General features: G+C 60.3%; 6 protein-coding genes. 4 read left to right on the plus strand and 2 right to left on the minus strand.

Going from position 1 to position 17120, the window contains the following annotated elements; translation table 11 throughout:
• Window positions 1–97 precede the first annotated feature (97 nt).
• Together E4O97_RS08925 and E4O97_RS08930 are read left to right on the plus strand one after the other, a co-directional pair.
• Window positions 98–1954 carry a DUF6543 domain-containing protein gene (locus tag E4O97_RS08925; protein ID WP_248161157.1) on the plus strand — a complete coding sequence of 619 codons (1857 nt, stop codon included), beginning with the start codon at window positions 98–100 and terminating at the stop codon, window positions 1952–1954.
• Window positions 1935–4724: a hypothetical protein gene (locus tag E4O97_RS08930; RefSeq protein WP_248161159.1), complete on the plus strand. Its 2790-nt coding sequence runs from the start codon at window positions 1935–1937 to the stop codon at window positions 4722–4724. The genes E4O97_RS08925 and E4O97_RS08930 overlap by 20 nt, the downstream gene beginning before the upstream one ends.
• Here the strand turns inward: E4O97_RS08930 and E4O97_RS08935 are convergent.
• Window positions 4711–7803 carry a transglycosylase domain-containing protein gene (locus E4O97_RS08935; RefSeq protein ID WP_248161162.1) on the minus strand — a complete coding sequence of 1031 codons (3093 nt, stop codon included), beginning with the start codon at window positions 7801–7803 and terminating at the stop codon, window positions 4711–4713. The two genes, E4O97_RS08930 and E4O97_RS08935, sit on opposite strands and share 14 nt — an antisense overlap.
• Before the next feature lie 80 nt (window positions 7804–7883).
• A complete protein-coding gene (locus E4O97_RS08940) occupies window positions 7884–12920 on the minus strand; it encodes a hypothetical protein (RefSeq protein ID WP_248161164.1) in 5037 nt (1678 codons plus the stop codon).
• Window positions 12921–13371: 451 nt separating this feature from the next.
• Here E4O97_RS08940 and E4O97_RS08945 point away from each other — a divergent pair, with 451 nt between their 5' ends.
• Both E4O97_RS08945 and E4O97_RS08950 read left to right on the plus strand, forming a co-directional pair.
• A complete protein-coding gene (locus E4O97_RS08945) occupies window positions 13372–14793 on the plus strand; it encodes an amino acid permease (protein WP_078820379.1) in 1422 nt (473 codons plus the stop codon).
• A 258-nt stretch (window positions 14794–15051) separates the two neighbouring features.
• Complete coding sequence (locus E4O97_RS08950; RefSeq protein WP_248161166.1) at window positions 15052–17076, plus strand: M3 family metallopeptidase; 2025 nt, start codon at window positions 15052–15054, stop codon at window positions 17074–17076.
• Window positions 17077–17120 lie beyond the last annotated feature (44 nt).

The following is a 17120-nucleotide window of genomic DNA, read 5'->3' on the forward strand; positions in this document are numbered from 1 at the left end:
ATTCGCGCAGGGGAGCGTCTGGCAGTAACTGTTTATCGACACTGGGTGTCGGGCAGTCTGTAGCGTCGATGGCTCTATCACAGCGAGAAACCCTGTCATGACCTCGACCGAGCCCAGCCCCGCTTCCCTGCGCCAACCCCATATTGACCAGATCGAGACCCTGTTCCGCGATCCGCCGTCACTGCTCACTGTGGCGCAAGAGGCTGCCCAAGCCTATCTGGACCAGCATTTTGCGCCGCAGCAGTGGATGGCCGGCCTGATCCATATCGCCACACCTACCGCTGGCAGCTCCGCTGCATTGCCGTCCTACACTTACCAGCCTTTGCCCGAATTACTGGTGCAGCGCTTGGCCAGTGCCAGGCCGACATTGCTGGTCGAGCAGTATCAGGTTGTGGTCCGGCGGGTTCGCGAGGTGTTTGCGCCGAGTGGGCCGACCCTGGCTGAGCTGGAGAAATTGATCAATGAGTGCGGCGCCGTGCTTCTGAAGTCTTTTTCCAATCGTTTGCAAACATGGTGGCGTGAGCTTCTTGCGAAAAACAGGGGCCGTTGGGGCTATCTGTCCGACCACCTGTTGGCGTTGCTCTACGACTCACCGAACCCCCCTGGCATGGACGAAAAACATTTCGCTGCGCTGTTCCCCAAAACCCTGTTACGCCCGGTGCGGCCGACCGCTGCATGGAGCCTGCATGGCGGCCCGTTGCGGGTGCAGACCGTCCACCTGCAAGGGGGCGATCAAACGCAGATGTTGCCGCTGCTGGTCCTCAACCATGGCTCTACTACCTTGCTGTTCAGCCCTGCGAGCGGTATGCACGTGCTCAATAGACTGGACGACATCGGCGCTTTGTTGGCGGCTTACACCAGCCCGGTGCTGACAGGGGCGGCTGACCAGTGGTTCGTCGTGGAGGCTCAAGGCGACCCGTTCGATGCCTTGGCGTCGAGTTACCTGGCACGCCAACTGCTGGAGATCGCTAGCATCCCGCGCACGGTGCTGCGTACGCCGCAGGTGTGCCAAGCGTTGCTCGATTACATCATTGATCCCAGGCGTTGGTTTATCTGTGAACTGAGCGCGCCCCAGCAGCGTTTGCGCCAGGCCATGCCGGGGTGGCTGATCCAGGCGAGCCCTGAGGACAGCATCGCCTACGCCCAGTTGTTGCAGCAGTGGGTGTTGGCCCAGCATGAAAGCGGGGCTGCGCATTTTCTTGAGGGTATCGAGTCGATTAGCCAGTACGCCGACCGCCAGTTACAGCAGTGCCTGAGGAGGCAACCGGGTGCGAAGAACCTTGAGCCGGGTGACGTTTCGCTGACTTTTGATCGAGTGGTCGCGGCAGCCGTGCCGGTGCCTGGCGGGTTCATTGCCGGGGAAGTGGACCCTGTCACGGTGACAATGACCGAGCTGGCCCTGGAAAATCTCGCCGGCTTCCCGCACACCCCCAAACGCATCACGCTCAACGACGCAGAGGCACCGGCCTGGCTGACGTACGACCTGATCAAACGCTGTATGGACGAGGCGGATGTGGGACAAACCTATCCTGCCCTGCTGAAAAAAACACTGATCGACGACACGGCTGGGGCCGCCCGCCGCCGGCAGCAGTTCAGCCGGCAACTGCGGGTGCAACTGCCGATGTTGGCCCTGGAATCAAAGATCAAGGGCGAGCACGGTGTGACGTGGAGCGGTTTTCAGCGGGTACTCGCGGCCTTGCAGGCGAGTGCCGTCGAACGCAAGGCGGGTGGGCAGGCGGTCGCGCTGTGGCCGTTGGCGTTCAAGGCTTCGGCGCAGGCCGCAGCGGATGTGGTCGCCAACATGTTCATCATTGGGCCGCAACAAGGGCAAGTCGGCCCGCACCTGTTGTACCGGCCACTGTTCAGCCCGATGCTGCTGGAATATGAATCGCTGGAGGCTCTGTTTACGGCGATCAAGACCCCAGGTGCCCTGCATGACCTGGCTTGTGCCTGAGCGCCAGGCGATCTATGCCAACAATGGCTTTCATGAGCCGCATATTCGCCGCGTTCTACCGGGCGATGAGTTCAGCGTGTATGAGGCGCCGGCACCGGCACAACTGAGCAAACAGGTAGGCGCCACCGACCCGGCGGACCAGGTGTTCAACGCCACGACCCAGGCATTGGTAGCCCTGGCAGACCGCCAGTCGGTGTCGAATGCCGAGCAGCGTTGGGCCAACTTGAAGCAGGTCGGTTGGCTGCTACTGGGCACTGTGCTGCCGTTGCTCAACGGGCCGTTGATGCTGGGAGGCTGGCTGGCTCAGTTAGTTGACAGCGCGCAGCGCGATGTCCGAGGGCTGCAGAGTGACGACGCGCAAACGAGGAGTGCAGCCCTCACCGACATGCTGGTGAACCTGATGGCGATTGTGGCCCATCAGGCCACGCCCCAGGATGCCCAACAGCATTTGGCACTGGAGCACCCGGTGTTTGCACCTTTGGCGCGTGTCGAACCCGTGCAACGGGCTGTACCGCTCAAGCCTGTTCCCCCGCCGGCGACGTTCTACACGCCCACCCGCTGGGCCAATGCCCGCGACGTGCTGACCCCGCAACAGCGGGAGTTGATCCAGCCGTTGCGCCTGAAGACCTTCCCCACGCCCTGGCCGGTTGCCCTGGATAACGCCGAGCCCAGTGGTGCGATCCAGGGCTTGTTGCGTGATACCTCCCATGTGCCCCCGCAATGGCAGGCGTTGGTTCGAGGGGCGCTGTACCGGGTGCAAATCAATCAAGGCGTGGTCCGGGTGGTCAGCGCTGATGGCGCCACCCTTGGGCCTTGGCTCAGGCATCTGGGCCAGGGGCGGTGGGACTTTGACTTGAGACTGCGGTTGTCGGGCGGCAATGCCGACGAGGTGATTGAGCAAGCCCGGCAAGCGCAGCCGGCCATCCTCTCAGCACTTGAGGCTGACTATAGAAATGCCCAGGCGGACTGCGCCAGGGCGAACACCGCGATGCACCTGGCACGCACGTTGGCGACCCGGCCCGCCGGGCAAATCACTGACCCGCAACGTACCCAGGCATGGGAGCGCTATGGTCGGGAAATGAGCAACAAGTTTCAGCATGCACAGCGGGAGTTGCGACTGCTCAAGCACCTACGGGAATTGGCTCCTCGCCCTGGTTATGAAGAAGAGCTTTGCAACGTGTTGGCGTCAGTGATTCTGACCGCACAGTTATTGGATACACAGTCTCGACGACACGTAGTGGACTGCAATGCCAGGCTCAGACCGCTGCTGGACCGACTGAGTGAGGAAACCCCGGAAGAAGCCGAATCGGATATCAACCGGCAGGATCATGCCAAGCTGGGCACCCTCATGCGTGAGTTGGCGGCCGTGCAGGAAAAGGGCATCCGCTGGCGAACCCTGGAGGCCGGGTATCTGGATGACTTGAGCCGTGTTCCCCGACTAGGTCGGGACAAGGCCCAAGAGCTGACACTAGCCGGGCGCCCTTTGATACAGGATCTGCAAGTCTTGCAACTGACGACCTTGTGGGGCATTTCGATTGATGTTGCGGGACCTGAGCTCAGCGACGATTTCTTCGACGCTGTCAACGAAGCCGTCAAGCGTGCACGCCGTGCCACTCGCTCTCTGGCGGACTTACAACAGCTGCAAACAACGCCGGCAGAACGAATTGAACTGCTTAAGAATATTGACCACGTCTATGCGCAAGTCGACGATCAGATTGAATTCTGGCGTGCCATGGAACCGGAAAGATTCGACTTGGAGTACCTGCAAAAACTGCAGGAGCTGCTTGCAAGCCTGCACCAACAGGTCGAAAAAGAACTGGCGAGCCTCTTGCAACCTGAACCCCAGACAGAGCGGCCTACTGCACCCGCCCCAGTGCCCCAGGGCGCCCGGCGTAAAAGAATTATCCGTACGCGTAATCACGATATGTATGTGGTACAGATCAATGAAGCCACGTCATTGGCGCCCGTCACCGCAGAGCTGCATGAGGCGGGCGGCGAGCTGATCGGCACGTTTACCGAGGCCCGGGACGGGGTTTGGGAACCGGTGACGCCGACGCCCAAGCCTGATGCGCAGCTTGGTAGCTTGCTGAAAAAGGGTCAGGCACTGCTGGATGATGAGCGTAGAGCGATCCAGCAGGTGGAGGTTCTGATTGAGCGGATCAACGATCCGTCTTCCCTGGAGTACCTGCTCGAGGCGCAGGCCAATAACCGCCGCTGGACCGCCGAGGCGATTGACCGCAGGCGCCAGGGTATGGAAACCGTTCGACTGGTGGCTGTGCAGCAAGCCAAGGCACTGGCGATGGCGCGCGACCTACGGCTGGCCGAGGCCCGACTGAAGGCTGCCGGGTTGGCGGCACGGATTAAAGCGACCCGGCTGCGGCCCCGCACTCAGGACCACGTCGACTTTCTTAAGCGCCACAATGAAGTGCTCATTTACCGCAAGGGGCAGCGCGTACTGCTCAAGGACACGGTTGATGATTACCTGCAGGTGTATGTGGTCGTTGACGCGAGGAATACCGTCCGGGTTTTGTGCTATGCCCACTTCCACTACAAAACGGCCCAGGGGCCGGATGATCATTATGTGGGCGATCCCCACCTCAAGAGCCCCGAGCAGGAGCGCCTGGGGCGCCAGGCCCAGGCCCGGGTCGAGGCCGAGGCGTTCACACGTATGCGCAGTGGCCAGACCGGGCGTGTGCGCCAGACTCTGGAAATTGACCGGGATAAGATTACGCGGCCTTTTGCCCGACGCCTGTTTTTCAGTGTTGACTAGCCACGGGCTGGCACAGCGTGTGGCTGCCTGGATTTAGGTACGGCAGCAGAATTGGCGCCATGCCTTTGAGCACCTGCACGGGCAGCGCCGAGGTGAACTTGAAGGTTTGTGCCGAACTGCCTGGGACGAAGGCAGTGAGCGTGCCGAAGTGCCGGTCACCGATATAGAACACAAAGGTGGCAGTGCGGTTGATCGCCTTGGAACTGAGTACCCGGCCGCCGGCGCCGATGGCTTCGATACGGTTGTCACCGGTGCCGGTCTTGCCGCCCATGGCCAGCGGTGTGCCGTCGTCCAGCTTGAAACTGCCAGCCACGCGTTTGGCCGTACCGGCATCCACCACTTGGGACAAGGCCCCGCGCAGTGCTCGCGCCACTTCGAGCGGCATCACCCGTTTGCCTTCGGCGGGGTCGTTGATCACTTGGGTTTCATACGGTGTATCAGCGGCAAAGTGCAGACTGTCGATACGCACCACCCGCGCACGCACGCCATCGTTGAGGATGATCCCCATCAATTCCGCGAGCGCCGCCGGGCGATCGCCGGAGCTGCCGATGGCCGTGGCCAGGGAGGGCACCAGATGGTCGAACGGATAGCCCACCGCCTGCCAGCGCTGATGAATATCGAGGAAGGCTTCGACCTCGAGCATGGTCCGGATACGACTGTCGCGGGCGCTCTGATGACGGCTCTTGAACAGCCAGCTGTAGACCTCCTGGCGCTCGAACTGGCTGGCTTTGACCACCTCACTGAAGGTTGCCTCGGGATGATTGAGCAGGTAGCCCATCAGCCACAGGTCCAGAGGGTGCACCTTGGCGATATAGCCCTGGTCGGGCAGGTCATAGTTGCCGGGGCCGTAAGCTTTGTAGAGATTTTGCAGGCGCTCATCGGTGAGTTTCTCATTGGTTTTGATGCCGTTCAGGTGCGCACGCACGAACAGGTCGAAGCTGCCTTGGCTGGCGTTGGGCAACAAGTAACGGTGCACGGCGGCCAGGCGGATCGGCGTGGGGCGCAGGCCGTCGAGAAAGGTGTCGAGGCGGTCCTGGGTGTCTTTCTTCTGGTATTTCTTCCAGAACTTGCGCAGGAACGTCGTGCCCTCGCGGTCGGCGAAGTCGGCAAGGTATTCCTGGCGGCGCGGGTCACTGTCGTCCTTGAGCAACTCGGCGCTGTTGTTGGCGCCCGCATAGGTGCTGAAACGCACCAGGTCACGCATCAGGCGAATGAACGGCAGGTTGATCGACTCGCGCAGGGCGTCGCGCAGGGTCGGGCTGCGGCCGTTGTCTTCGTTGCGAAAATTGTGGAAGCGATGCATACCGCCGCCGGTGAAAAAACCTTCGTTGGGGCTGGCCGAGTAAGTGCGGTCGAGGGCGGCGTCGAGCATGTTGGCCAAGGATTTATCCGGTGTCTGGATCAGATAGTCGACGGCCCAGCGGCTGATGCGGTCCTGTTCGGCGATGTCGACTTTCTTCAGTGCGGCGCTCGTTTGGGGGGCGTACTTGTCGTGCAGCTCGGTGATGATTTGCAGGTAGGTGGTCAGCACTCGCAGCTTGGCCGTGGAGCCTAGCTCGAGTTTGCTGCCTTCGTTGATATCGAAGGGCTGGTCGGTATTGTCGGTTTGTACACGTACCCGTGAGCCGTCCGGTGTCAGCTCGAACAGGGTGAAGCTGTAACGTACTTGCGCGGTACTGGTTGGGGTCAGCAGGCGATCGCCGAGCAGGCCGACCTGGCGTGCGTAGTCCGGCTCGGCGAGGCGTTTGAGGTAATCGCTGACCTGGGCCTGCAACGGCGCTTGCAGAGTGCTGGTGGCCGAGAGATCGAGGCGGTCCAGATCGTACAGGGGGCGGTCGAGCAGGGCGGCGAGGCGGGCGCGGGCCATGCTGATGCCTTTGGTCGTCTCGATGGGTTGCATTGTAGGTTGTTGCACCCAGTCGCGATAACTGACCTTGGATGTCAGCGCTGCCTGCAACAGCGCAGGGGCAATCACACCGTTGTGGGCCAGCAACCGCAGATGGCTGTCGGTGAGTTGGGCCAGCTCTTCACGACCTTTGGCCAGGTAGTGAGAAGGGCGGCGCTGGGCAATGATCAACGACAACACCTGACGCAGGGCCAGACCTTGCTCGCTATTCACCGGGCCGACCAGCGCCTGGTTGACCTGGTTGAAGTCGGCGCCGTACCACACTCGCAGCCCCTCGGCCAAGCCGTGCACTTCGCCATGACCGGGCACTGCCGACAGCGGCACGCTGTTGAGGTAGTCACGCAGGATATTCTGCCGCGCCGGTAAGGTTTGTGGCCCATTGCGATAGGCCCGCACGGCGGCAGAAAACATCTGTCGCAGTTTCTCGGTGCCCGACACGGTCAGGCCATCCGGAGAGTGGCGGTATTTTTCCAGCTGCGTGGCCAAGGTGCTGCCGCCGGCACTCTGTCCCGGCAGATGCAGCGCCTTTGCCACTTGCGACCACGCGGCGTTGGCAAAGCGCGGCCAGTCAACGGCAGGGTTGGCCTGAGGTTGAGTGGGGTCGAGAAGGTCGCGGTTTTCAATGAATAGCAGGCTGCTGATCACCAGAGGCGCAATGGCGTCGAAGCTCTCATACAACTGTTGCGGGTACTTGTACTGGTAGAGCGGCACGGCTCGGCAATCGGTGATGGACAGCCCGGCCTGGATCTTTTCCGTGTAGGGCACGAACAGGCCCTTGGCGCTATAGTCCATCAATTGGGGCGAAAAGCGTGCCTGGGCCTCGATTACATAGCCGCGTTTGAGCAAGCGCGGCAGGAAGGTGCCGAGGTCGCTGTAACCCAGGCGCCGGTCGAACGGGCCGGCACCGGGATAGGCGATGGCATCGCTGGGGCCGGGTTGTACCTGGTAGGTGAGGGTACGGGCCAGGCGGCTGAGTTCCTGGGCCTGCAGGCGTGACGTGCGCATCTCTTTGGTGGCGGCAAACCCCAAGGCCACCAGCGCCATCAGCACGATCAACCAGAACAGCCGCCGTACATAACGGGGCTGGGGTTTATTTTTGGGTAAAGGCGCTGGGTCCGGACTGCCTTGTAGTTTCGCAGCCTTGCTTGATTCGGTTTGCCACAGTGCGCCCATAGTCGATTGACCCCTGCACGCAGATTGATCGGACTTGCCTGAAGCTTAGTCGCGGGTAGCCGGTTGGGGAAAAAATGTGTTCATGGCATCGGATATTTAATGCTGGTCTCCAGTATGTTCAGCCAGATCGGGTCATTGGCCGGTGCCCAGCGACGGCTCACGCCATCATGGAAAAACACCATCTTGTCCTCCAGGTACCAGACGGTCATTTTTATCTTCAGTTGCCGTATATAGTCCTGCGCCGGACACGTAATGGATGCCCAGGGGTCGCAGATAGACAGGTTCGCCCAGTCGGCGCCCTGGAAATCCAGGGTCTGGGTCAAGCCCGCAGGGACCGTACCCACCACCACAAAGGTATGACCCCGGCAGTACCACACGTGAGCGACGCCACCATTGGTTCGGATCATTTCACATGCCACATGGGCCATCTGGTCACAATTGCCGGCACCGGTCTTGAGAATGACCTCGGTGTAGTTCGGGTGGCCGATCTTGCTGTATTCCCACATCACAACGGGTTCAGCTTCTTGCAGTCGCAGGATTTCAGCCGGGGTCGCCCCGACGACGTTGTTTGATCTCAGGCCGGTTCTATCCACCACTGCCTGGGTGCTGACGTTGGCTTGCTCTGCGAGGTATTTGTTGAGCGGGCTACCCGTGGCGGAGCTGGGTGGCCAGATGTCCAGTTGCACCGGTCGCGAGACCACATTGATATCCAGGCGCCTTCCCTCGTCCGAGGCGTTAAGCAGCAGTTCCCGCTGCTTGATGACCCTCAGGGTGCTGGCCTTTTTGCGGATATTTTCGATTTTTTTCGGCAAAAAACCGCGCTTGCTCAACTGTCGGTACAGGACTTCGAGGGTCGGCAGTGTGATCAGCGGTTGGTCGGGAATCATCCCGCCGGCTTTCAAGAACTGCATTTTGGTATCGCAGTAGGCCCTGATCAGCGCTGTATCGTCGCCGCCTTGGCTGAAATTCAATTGCTGGAATTGCAAGGTGTCGGCGCCGCTGGGAGTTGCGTTTGTCCGGTAAAAAACACCCACATCGGGCTCGGCCACCCAGTAAGGTGTTGTCGTGTTGGGTAGGGTGATCTCCAGCGCCCGAAGCGTTCTGCGGTCATTGATGAGGTTCACCAGCCCATCGATTTCAACGACTTGGGTTTTACGGGTGAGCAGGTTGTCCAGGTCGTCTTCGGGCAAGCCGAACTGCGGCTCGCTGTCAATGCGCCTGCCGCTGACCTGCTGTTGGTAGATCAATGCTGAGGGTTGGGGGTGAGGGGTCAGCTCGAAGCCGTCGAAGTCCGGGGTGACATCATGCACGTTTCGGTAATAGACCAACTGGCGTTTGTTGCCGCCGATCATCGGCGCCGGCTGGATGCGAATATGGTCGAGCGCCTGGACTCGACGTTTATGAATCGAATCCTTAAAGGCGTACAGCCTTTTGGTGAAACAGATGAGGGGCACCCCCGGGCTGCGCTTTGCTCTGCCGACGGGGCAGACCGAGTCGAAGTGGTCGGTGAGCTTGGCATGGGCCGCTGAGGTGAGTTCGTCCAGCTGGCTGGGGTGTTTATGGGACAAACGCCAGACGCGGCCTTGGTCCAACAAGTCGGTCGCGTCGGCGCGTTGAATGAGCAAGGGCGCCGTGTCAAAAAAGGGCTCTACAACGAGCGCCTTGTAGCCGTCGGCGAAGCTGACCGGTGTGACGGCCATCATGGTGTCCAGTTGCAAACCTTCCAGCGCGGGACCGTACGGCCTTGCACTGAAGGGGTCAAAGGCATGCCAGGCGTTGGCGCGCCTGATCGCCAACAGAGGCGTCAGCCCCTCAGGGTGCATCAGAACGCCAGGCCTGACGTCGGCGCGGTTGATCAGCCGGGCGTAATCCATCGGCGTCCCATGGGCCAGACGTTGCTGGGCATGACGCAGTGCGCCCGCCAGTGCCCGCTGGCCTGAGTGGTTTAACCTGGCCAGGCCATAGGCCGTCAGGCGCACCAACGATGGCACCGCCTCCAGTGGGTTGAGCAACTCATTGATAAAGGTGGCGCTGAGTCTGGTCAGTTGCAGCAGTTTCAAGTAGGCCGGTGCGGGCTTGATCAGGCGGCCCCAGCCGCTGGTAATGAAGCCTTTGGTCGGCATGATCAGGCCAAGCATGTCGAAGAAACAGCCCAGTGTGCCATCGAGCACGCGTTTGATTTCCCCGGAGGCGAGGTCATGGCCGCAGGTCCAGAAGGGTATGAAGCCCAGCAGCGCCTCTAACAACTGCTCGCTGTTTTTTTTTCGCTCTTCAAGGGTGGTCAAGCCTTTGGCCTGGGCCACCCAGGTATCGATATCGATGAAAAAGTGGTGATTGACGATGGTGCTCGCCAATGTGAGGTTTCTTGGCGAGTCGAACACCAGCGGACTAGCAATGGCCGGGAGCCCCTCGAAATGCCAGAGTTGATCCACGATAACGGTGCAATACCTTCCAGGTGTGGGTGGGCTGCCTTTGAAGTAGGCATCCTCATCAATGGCCAGGCGACTGCCCTCATGCAAATACGCGATCGGTCGTGTGCTGTGGGGGGAGCCGGTGGTGACTTTGAGCGGGCGGCCTCCTAGTTCCAGGATGGCGGGAAGGCGGGTGTTTTGTTGCACTTGATTGAGCAGGGGAAACAGTTCGTAGTCATGGACGGTGTTGACTGCCGTACTACGCAGGATGAAGCCGAACCGGCCGGTACGGGCCATTTTCTCTCCGGGCCCTTCCTCGATCTGCGGCTTGCTGGCTGCTTGCCTCACCACGAGCAGTTGTACCGCCCCCTCGTGCAAGCGCTTGCGGTCGGCCAGTGGTAACTGCGACAGCAGGTAACTGATCGCTCGGATAAACGCCTCCTTGAGTCTTTGCGTGTAAGCACCAGCGGCCTCGCTGAACAGCGCGTTGACATCGCGCAACTGGCCAAAGTTTTTTTTCAGCAGGGCGAGGTCGAGTTCGGGGTCGGTTGAGCGCCATTTATCGTCAATGGGTTGCAGGTGGCCGCCCATATGCAGATCCGCCAACGACTGAAGCTTTACGCCCGTGGTCGGTCTGTAGGAGGGGAGCCGAAAGGGGCCTTGTCCTTCTTGCAGGCATTTTTTCTTCAGCCAGCGGTGGTTGGGGAAGACGCGTTTAAGGTCCCTCAAGGCCAGGCTGCGGCGCGTGATGAGCCTGCTGCGCAAGGTTTCGGCTGCGTCGTGCAAAGTCTTTATACGGGCCTTCAGGCGCTCTTTGATGGCGTCGAGTTCATCGGTTCGATAGGTCTGTGCAGGTCGCAGTTCGCCGTGGACGATTGCCCAGTCGATCAGAGTGGCGGTGGCGTAATGCTCGCGCCACAAGCGTTCCTGGTCCGTCGCCGGCTCCTGGATGGCAAGCGCGATGATGTCGCTGAACGCCAGCTGTCGTGTTGACCCGCAGGCGAGCTCTTCTGCCAGCATCACGCCTTGTTTGAACAGCATCCAGGCGTGGGAAGTCATGAAGTACAGCGAATCAGGGATGCCTTGCACCAAAAACTCCGGTGCGACACCCGCCAGCAACAGGTGTGCGGCCAACCCCGTGGTTTGAGGAGTAGCAACACCGGCCGCAATCAGGTGCAGCTCAAGTGAGCGGCGCAGGTCTGCATAACGATGCCCATGGTAATCGCTGTGGTTCAGGTTCAGGCCGGCGAGGGTGTATCGCGATTGTGCGGCCTGCGGGTCGAGACTGAGGATCAGCGCGGCAAGGACCAATGCGTCTCGACTGGTGTTGTTGGTCGTTTCACCGGGGGCGTGTCCAAACCAGCCCACGGCGCCGAGCAATGAGTCGGCCAGCTTCTGCGCACGGGGAGCGGCAAGCAGTTGTTGCAGTTGTTCATCCGGTGGCCCGGGCGGCAGACCGGCGGCCAGCAGGTTGAACAAACCGGAGCTGGGTTGTGGGACAAACGTGGCGCTGATATGGATCACCTTGGCGCGTTGTTCGGTTGAAAGGGTCAGCGCACCCGGTAGTGGCATACCCAAGGCTTCCCAGTAATTGCCCTGCTGGGGGCTAGCGAGCCGGGTGGTTTCGAGGCGTTGTCGATACTGGCGCAAGGCGACGTCGGAATGCGCCAGATCACTCACGGGCGGCACCGGCACCGGTTCGCTACGCTGCAGTTGTTCCATCAGCTCCCAGGCCGCCTCGCGATTATCCGGCAACGGCAGGTCGTGCAAGCTGAGCAACTGGGCGAGGCTGAATTGGCCGTCCTGATGGACGAACAGGTTCATGGCCGCAGCGCAGGCTTGCAAGCGTTCAAGGCGATCGCCCAGCGGCAGCTGCGACAGTTGTTCATGGCTGATGTCTACCCGTTGACCCCAGGGGCCGGCGCCTCTGATCGAGTGTTGCTGGTGGTCAAATTCGTACAGGCCTTGGGTCAGTGCATCGGGGCGAGTCAAGGCGAGAAACTGCGGATGCTCAGTGATCTCCCCGAGTAACGTTGCGGCGGTCTGCATGGTCACGGCCCAGAACGAGCCGCCAGCCAGCGGGAAACGGCAGCGGTACACACTCAACAGGTTGAATGTGTGTTCGTTCAGGTCGTCTTCGATGATCTGTGCATGCAGTGCATTGGCTGCCGCGTGCAGATCCTGATTCAGTCGCTCGAACGCGTCCGCGAGCGCAGGTTCGGTCCTACCCAGTGCGTCAATCAGCACGCCGCGTTGGGCAAGCGTAGTCGGTTGGGGGTAGCCGTGGAACCGCAGCACCTGACGGGCGCTCAGTGACAGGTTTGCGGCAGGGTAGGCCAGGCCGATGGCATCCGGGTCGATGATCAGGGCGATGGCCCGAATGGGCGGCGCGAGCTGCTGCCAGCCGCTGGCGTCCTCATAGGTGAAGGTGGCACCGTTGGCATACAGAGTGCCGTTGCGCACGTTCACTTCCATCGGGTTGAAACGCCGCTGCCCGGCCCAGGCCACGAAAGAGGGGTGGCCGAGGGCTTGGCGATAGAGCACAAGCCAGCAGCCGAGTGCACAGTGGGTCGGCACCGGGAGTGAGTCTGCGGCAGCGTAGGGTTCGGTCTTGAGGTGTGCAATTAGGGTGTCCAGCATTTGCCGATCGCCGTCCTGACGCTGGGATGGAGTCGGCTGCTCATGCCGGGTGGTCAATTCAGTCATCCATGAAGTCTCGTTGAAGGTAATGACAGAGCGTGCCGGTTGCGGGCGCAGTCTTCACCGGGACCTTTCGCCTTTTTCCATGGTTTGTATCGCTATGGCGTGAAAGCCTTGAGATAGAGCCCCTCGCAGTGACCATTGGGCGATGGTAGGGGCATGACGATGCACCCTGGCTGTGCAATACTCGCCGCCGTTTCGCCCCGTGGCCTTTCACGCGGGATCAGCTAATGCCCCTCCATAAACCGGCTTTTTCCCGCGAGGTACCGCTGAAATTGGCGTGTTTTATAGTGAAAGGCCCTGTGTCGAGGTTTTTATACTGCACGGCCCGCTGATCTTGCCCGGCAAGAAGGGTCCGTCCATGAGGCGGCCCCGGTTTCGACAAGGGCACAGGCTTACCGGCCTGCACCCCGCAAACTCGACGGACAATCCAATAACAAAATGAGGTTGTACCTTTATGCCAGTCGGCAACCCACTGCCCCATGGCGAGACCGCTCAAGGCGGCCCGCTCAAACGCGAACTCGGTGAACGGCATATTCGCCTGATGGCCCTTGGCGCCTGTATCGGTGTCGGCCTGTTCCTTGGTTCGGCCAAGGCCATTGAAATGGCCGGCCCGGCGATCATGCTCTCGTACATCATTGGCGGCCTGGCGATCCTGGTGATCATGCGCGCCCTCGGCGAAATGGCGGTGCACAACCCTGTCGCCGGCTCGTTCAGTCGTTACGCCCAAGACTATCTCGGTCCCTTGGCGGGCTTTCTCACCGGCTGGAACTATTGGTTCCTGTGGCTGGTGACCTGCGTGGCGGAAATCACCGCCGTGGCCGTGTACATGGGCGTCTGGTTTCCCGACACCCCACGCTGGATCTGGGCCCTGGCGGCGTTGATCAGCATGGGCACGATCAACCTGATCGCGGTCAAGGCGTTCGGTGAGTTCGAGTTCTGGTTCGCGCTGATCAAGATCGTCACCATCATTGCCATGGTCATCGGCGGCGTCGGCATCATCGCGTTTGGTTTTGGCAATGACGGCGTGGCGCTGGGCATTTCCAACCTGTGGGCCCACGGCGGCTTTATGCCCAATGGCATCACGGGAGTGTTGATGTCCTTGCAGATGGTGATGTTCGCCTACCTGGGCGTGGAGATGATCGGCCTGACCGCTGGTGAAGCGAAGAACCCGCAGAAGACCATTCCCAGTGCCATCGGCTCGGTGTTCTGGCGCATCCTGCTGTTCTACGTGGGGGCGTTGTTTGTGATCCTGTCGATCTACCCATGGAATGAAATCGGCACCCAGGGCAGCCCATTCGTGATGACCTTCGAGCGTCTGGGTATCAAGACCGCTGCGGGCATCATCAACTTCGTGGTGATCACCGCCGCGCTGTCGTCCTGCAACGGCGGCATCTTCAGCACCGGGCGTATGCTCTACAGCCTGGCGCAGAACGGCCAGGCACCTGCCACCTTCGGCACCACGTCGAGCAACGGCGTACCGCGCAAGGCGTTGCTGTTGTCGATCTTCGTACTGTTGCTGGGTGTGCTGCTCAATTACATGGTCCCGGAAAAAGTCTTTGTGTGGGTCACTTCCATTGCCACGTTCGGCGCGATCTGGACCTGGCTGATGATCCTGCTGGCCCAGCTCAAGTTCCGCAAAAGCCTGAGCCCGGCCGAAGCGGCCGGCCTCAAGTACCGCATGTGGTTGTACCCGGTCAGTTCCTACCTGGCGCTGGCGTTCCTGGTGATGGTGGTGGGGCTGATGGCGTACTTCCCCGATACCCGTGTGGCACTGTATGTGGGCCCGGTGTTCCTGGTGGTGTTGACCGTGCTGTTCTACGTGTTCAGGTTGCAGCCAAAGACCGTCGCTCAAGGGACGGTGCGTTCCGCGTCCTGATGTGTGTCTTGTGACAAAAAGCCCCACCCCGCTCTACCGCGGGGTGGGGCTTTTGACCGCCGTATTCTCTGCACGATCCTCTATTTGCGGTGAGGTGCCTGCCGCCCCTGGGGCCTGATATCGCGAGCACTGTGGCTGTGTATAACGCGGGGCATCCGGTTACGCGCGTTATCGCTTTGCTCTTATCTATCTACCCCTCCAACGATAATTCATTCCCTAGGCTGGCTGCTTCGACAGCAACCTTTGAAGAGTGACTTCATGCCTGAAAGAAACCCTCTGCTACTGCCCTACGACTTGCCACCGTTCTCTGCCATCAGAGCAGAACACTTTGTTCCCGCCATTGAGCAAATCATCGCTGATAGCCGCAACACCACCGCCACGATCATTGCCAGCCAGTCGTTATTCCCCACGTGGGACGACCTGGTGCAAGCAGTGGAAGAGCTGGAGGCACGCCTGGACGGCTTTCTCAAAATCATTGAGTTGCTTGACTCCGTTCCCCAGGGGCCGACATGGAAGCTGGCATCACATCGCAGTTATGAGCTTGCAAGGCAGTACTGCGCCGAGCTGGCCGCGAACAATGATCTGTACCAGCTTCACCGACAACTTGCCGATAGCCCGCCCGCAGCCCTTTTCAATCAACAGCGCCACAGTGCATTGCATAAAATACTGCGCAAGTACCAGTTGGCGGGTCTTGATCTTTCGCCTGAGAATCAACGACGGCTCAAAACGTTGAACCTGCAAATCGAGGAGTTCAGCCAAGAGTTCCTGCGGCGTGTGAAAGACTCCGGCGACGCATGGCGTAAGCACATTCAAGATAAGGCGATGCTCAGTGGGTTGCCTGGCGCGACCCTGGCACGCATGGAGGCCGCGGCTCGGGACGCAGGCCTGGATGGCTGGTTATTAACCCTTTCCGAGCAGTCCTTTCAGGAGGTGATGAGCTACGCCGACCATCGAGCCTTGCGCCAGGAAATGATGGTGGCTTACTACAGCCGTGCCGTGGGCACCGGTCCCGACGACATTGCCACCGACAATGAACCGGTTCTGACAGTGTTGCTCGACAGCCGTCACCAGAAAGCACAATTGCTCGGCTATGCCAACTTCGCCGAACTGGCGTTGGTGGAGCAAATGGCGCAGACGACCGATGAGGTCACTGCATTTCTTTATCAGCAGATTGATCGGGCACGCACGACATTTGCCCATGAGGCACAACAACTGCAACGCTATGCCGCGCAACGTGGGATCAATGCGCTGGAACCCTGGGATTACAACTATTATGCGGAAAAGATTCGCCAGGACGTGGCGGGTGTCTCCCAAGACGCCGTGCGCAAATACTTCCCACTGGAAACGGTGCTGCAACGCTTGTGCGCGTTCACCAAAACGCTGTTCGGCGTTGAGCTGATTGAACAAACCACCGTCGATACCTGGCACCCGGATGTGCGGGTATTTGAACTCAGGGAGTACGCCGAGCCCATTGGGTATTTGTTCATTGACCCTTATCGTCGCCTGGCGGGCGGCGAGATTGGCGCCGCCTCAGGTTTGCGCGATCACCGGATGACCGCCGAGGGGCGTCCACAACGGCCTATAGCCGTGCTGCGCAGCCAGTTGCCGCGACCGACAGCGACCCAGCCTTGCTTGCTGGATCACTTGCAATTGAGGGTCTTATTGCATGAGTTCGGCCACTGCCTGCAGCACTTGTTGACCGCCGCCCCCTACCGGGCGATTTCCGGTATGGGCCAATTAGGCCATGATACGACGGAGTTTTTCGGCCAGGTGCTGGAGCAATTCTGCTTTACTGCGTCGTTCCTGGTCTGGCTATCCGGCCATTTCCAGACAGGAGATCCCTTGCCTGACGATATGGCCACTCAAATGAGCCGATTTGCTCACACCCAGACCAGTCAGGAAACCGCCAGTATTTTGCTCACGGGTCTCGTCGACTTTGAGCTGCACCGTACCTACGGCGACGGGCGTACACCTCATGAGGTTTTCACCCATGCCAACAGTGAAATCGGGCATTTGCAGTGGCCTGATGGCATCCGCCCGATCAACAGTTTCGAACAACCGATGGGTAGCTATGGGGCCAAGATGTATTCCTACAAGTGGTCTGGTGTCTTGGCCCGCCAGGCTTTTGAACGGTTTGAGCGTGATGGCCTGTTCAACCCGGAGACCGGGAAAGCCTTCCGGGACGCGTTCATTACTGAGGGCGATACCGGTACGCTGTCGAGCGCACTTGCGCTTTTTCGGGGGGACGGCGTGGGATGTGTCGGGCATTCCACCGGGGCATGAAGCGCTGGTGCATATGTAGCCCCTCGGCTGAAACTTGAAACGCC

Source organism: Pseudomonas sp. W15Feb34 (assembly GCF_023127765.1).
GTDB classification, from domain to species: Bacteria; Pseudomonadota; Gammaproteobacteria; order Pseudomonadales; family Pseudomonadaceae; genus Aquipseudomonas; species Aquipseudomonas synxantha_A.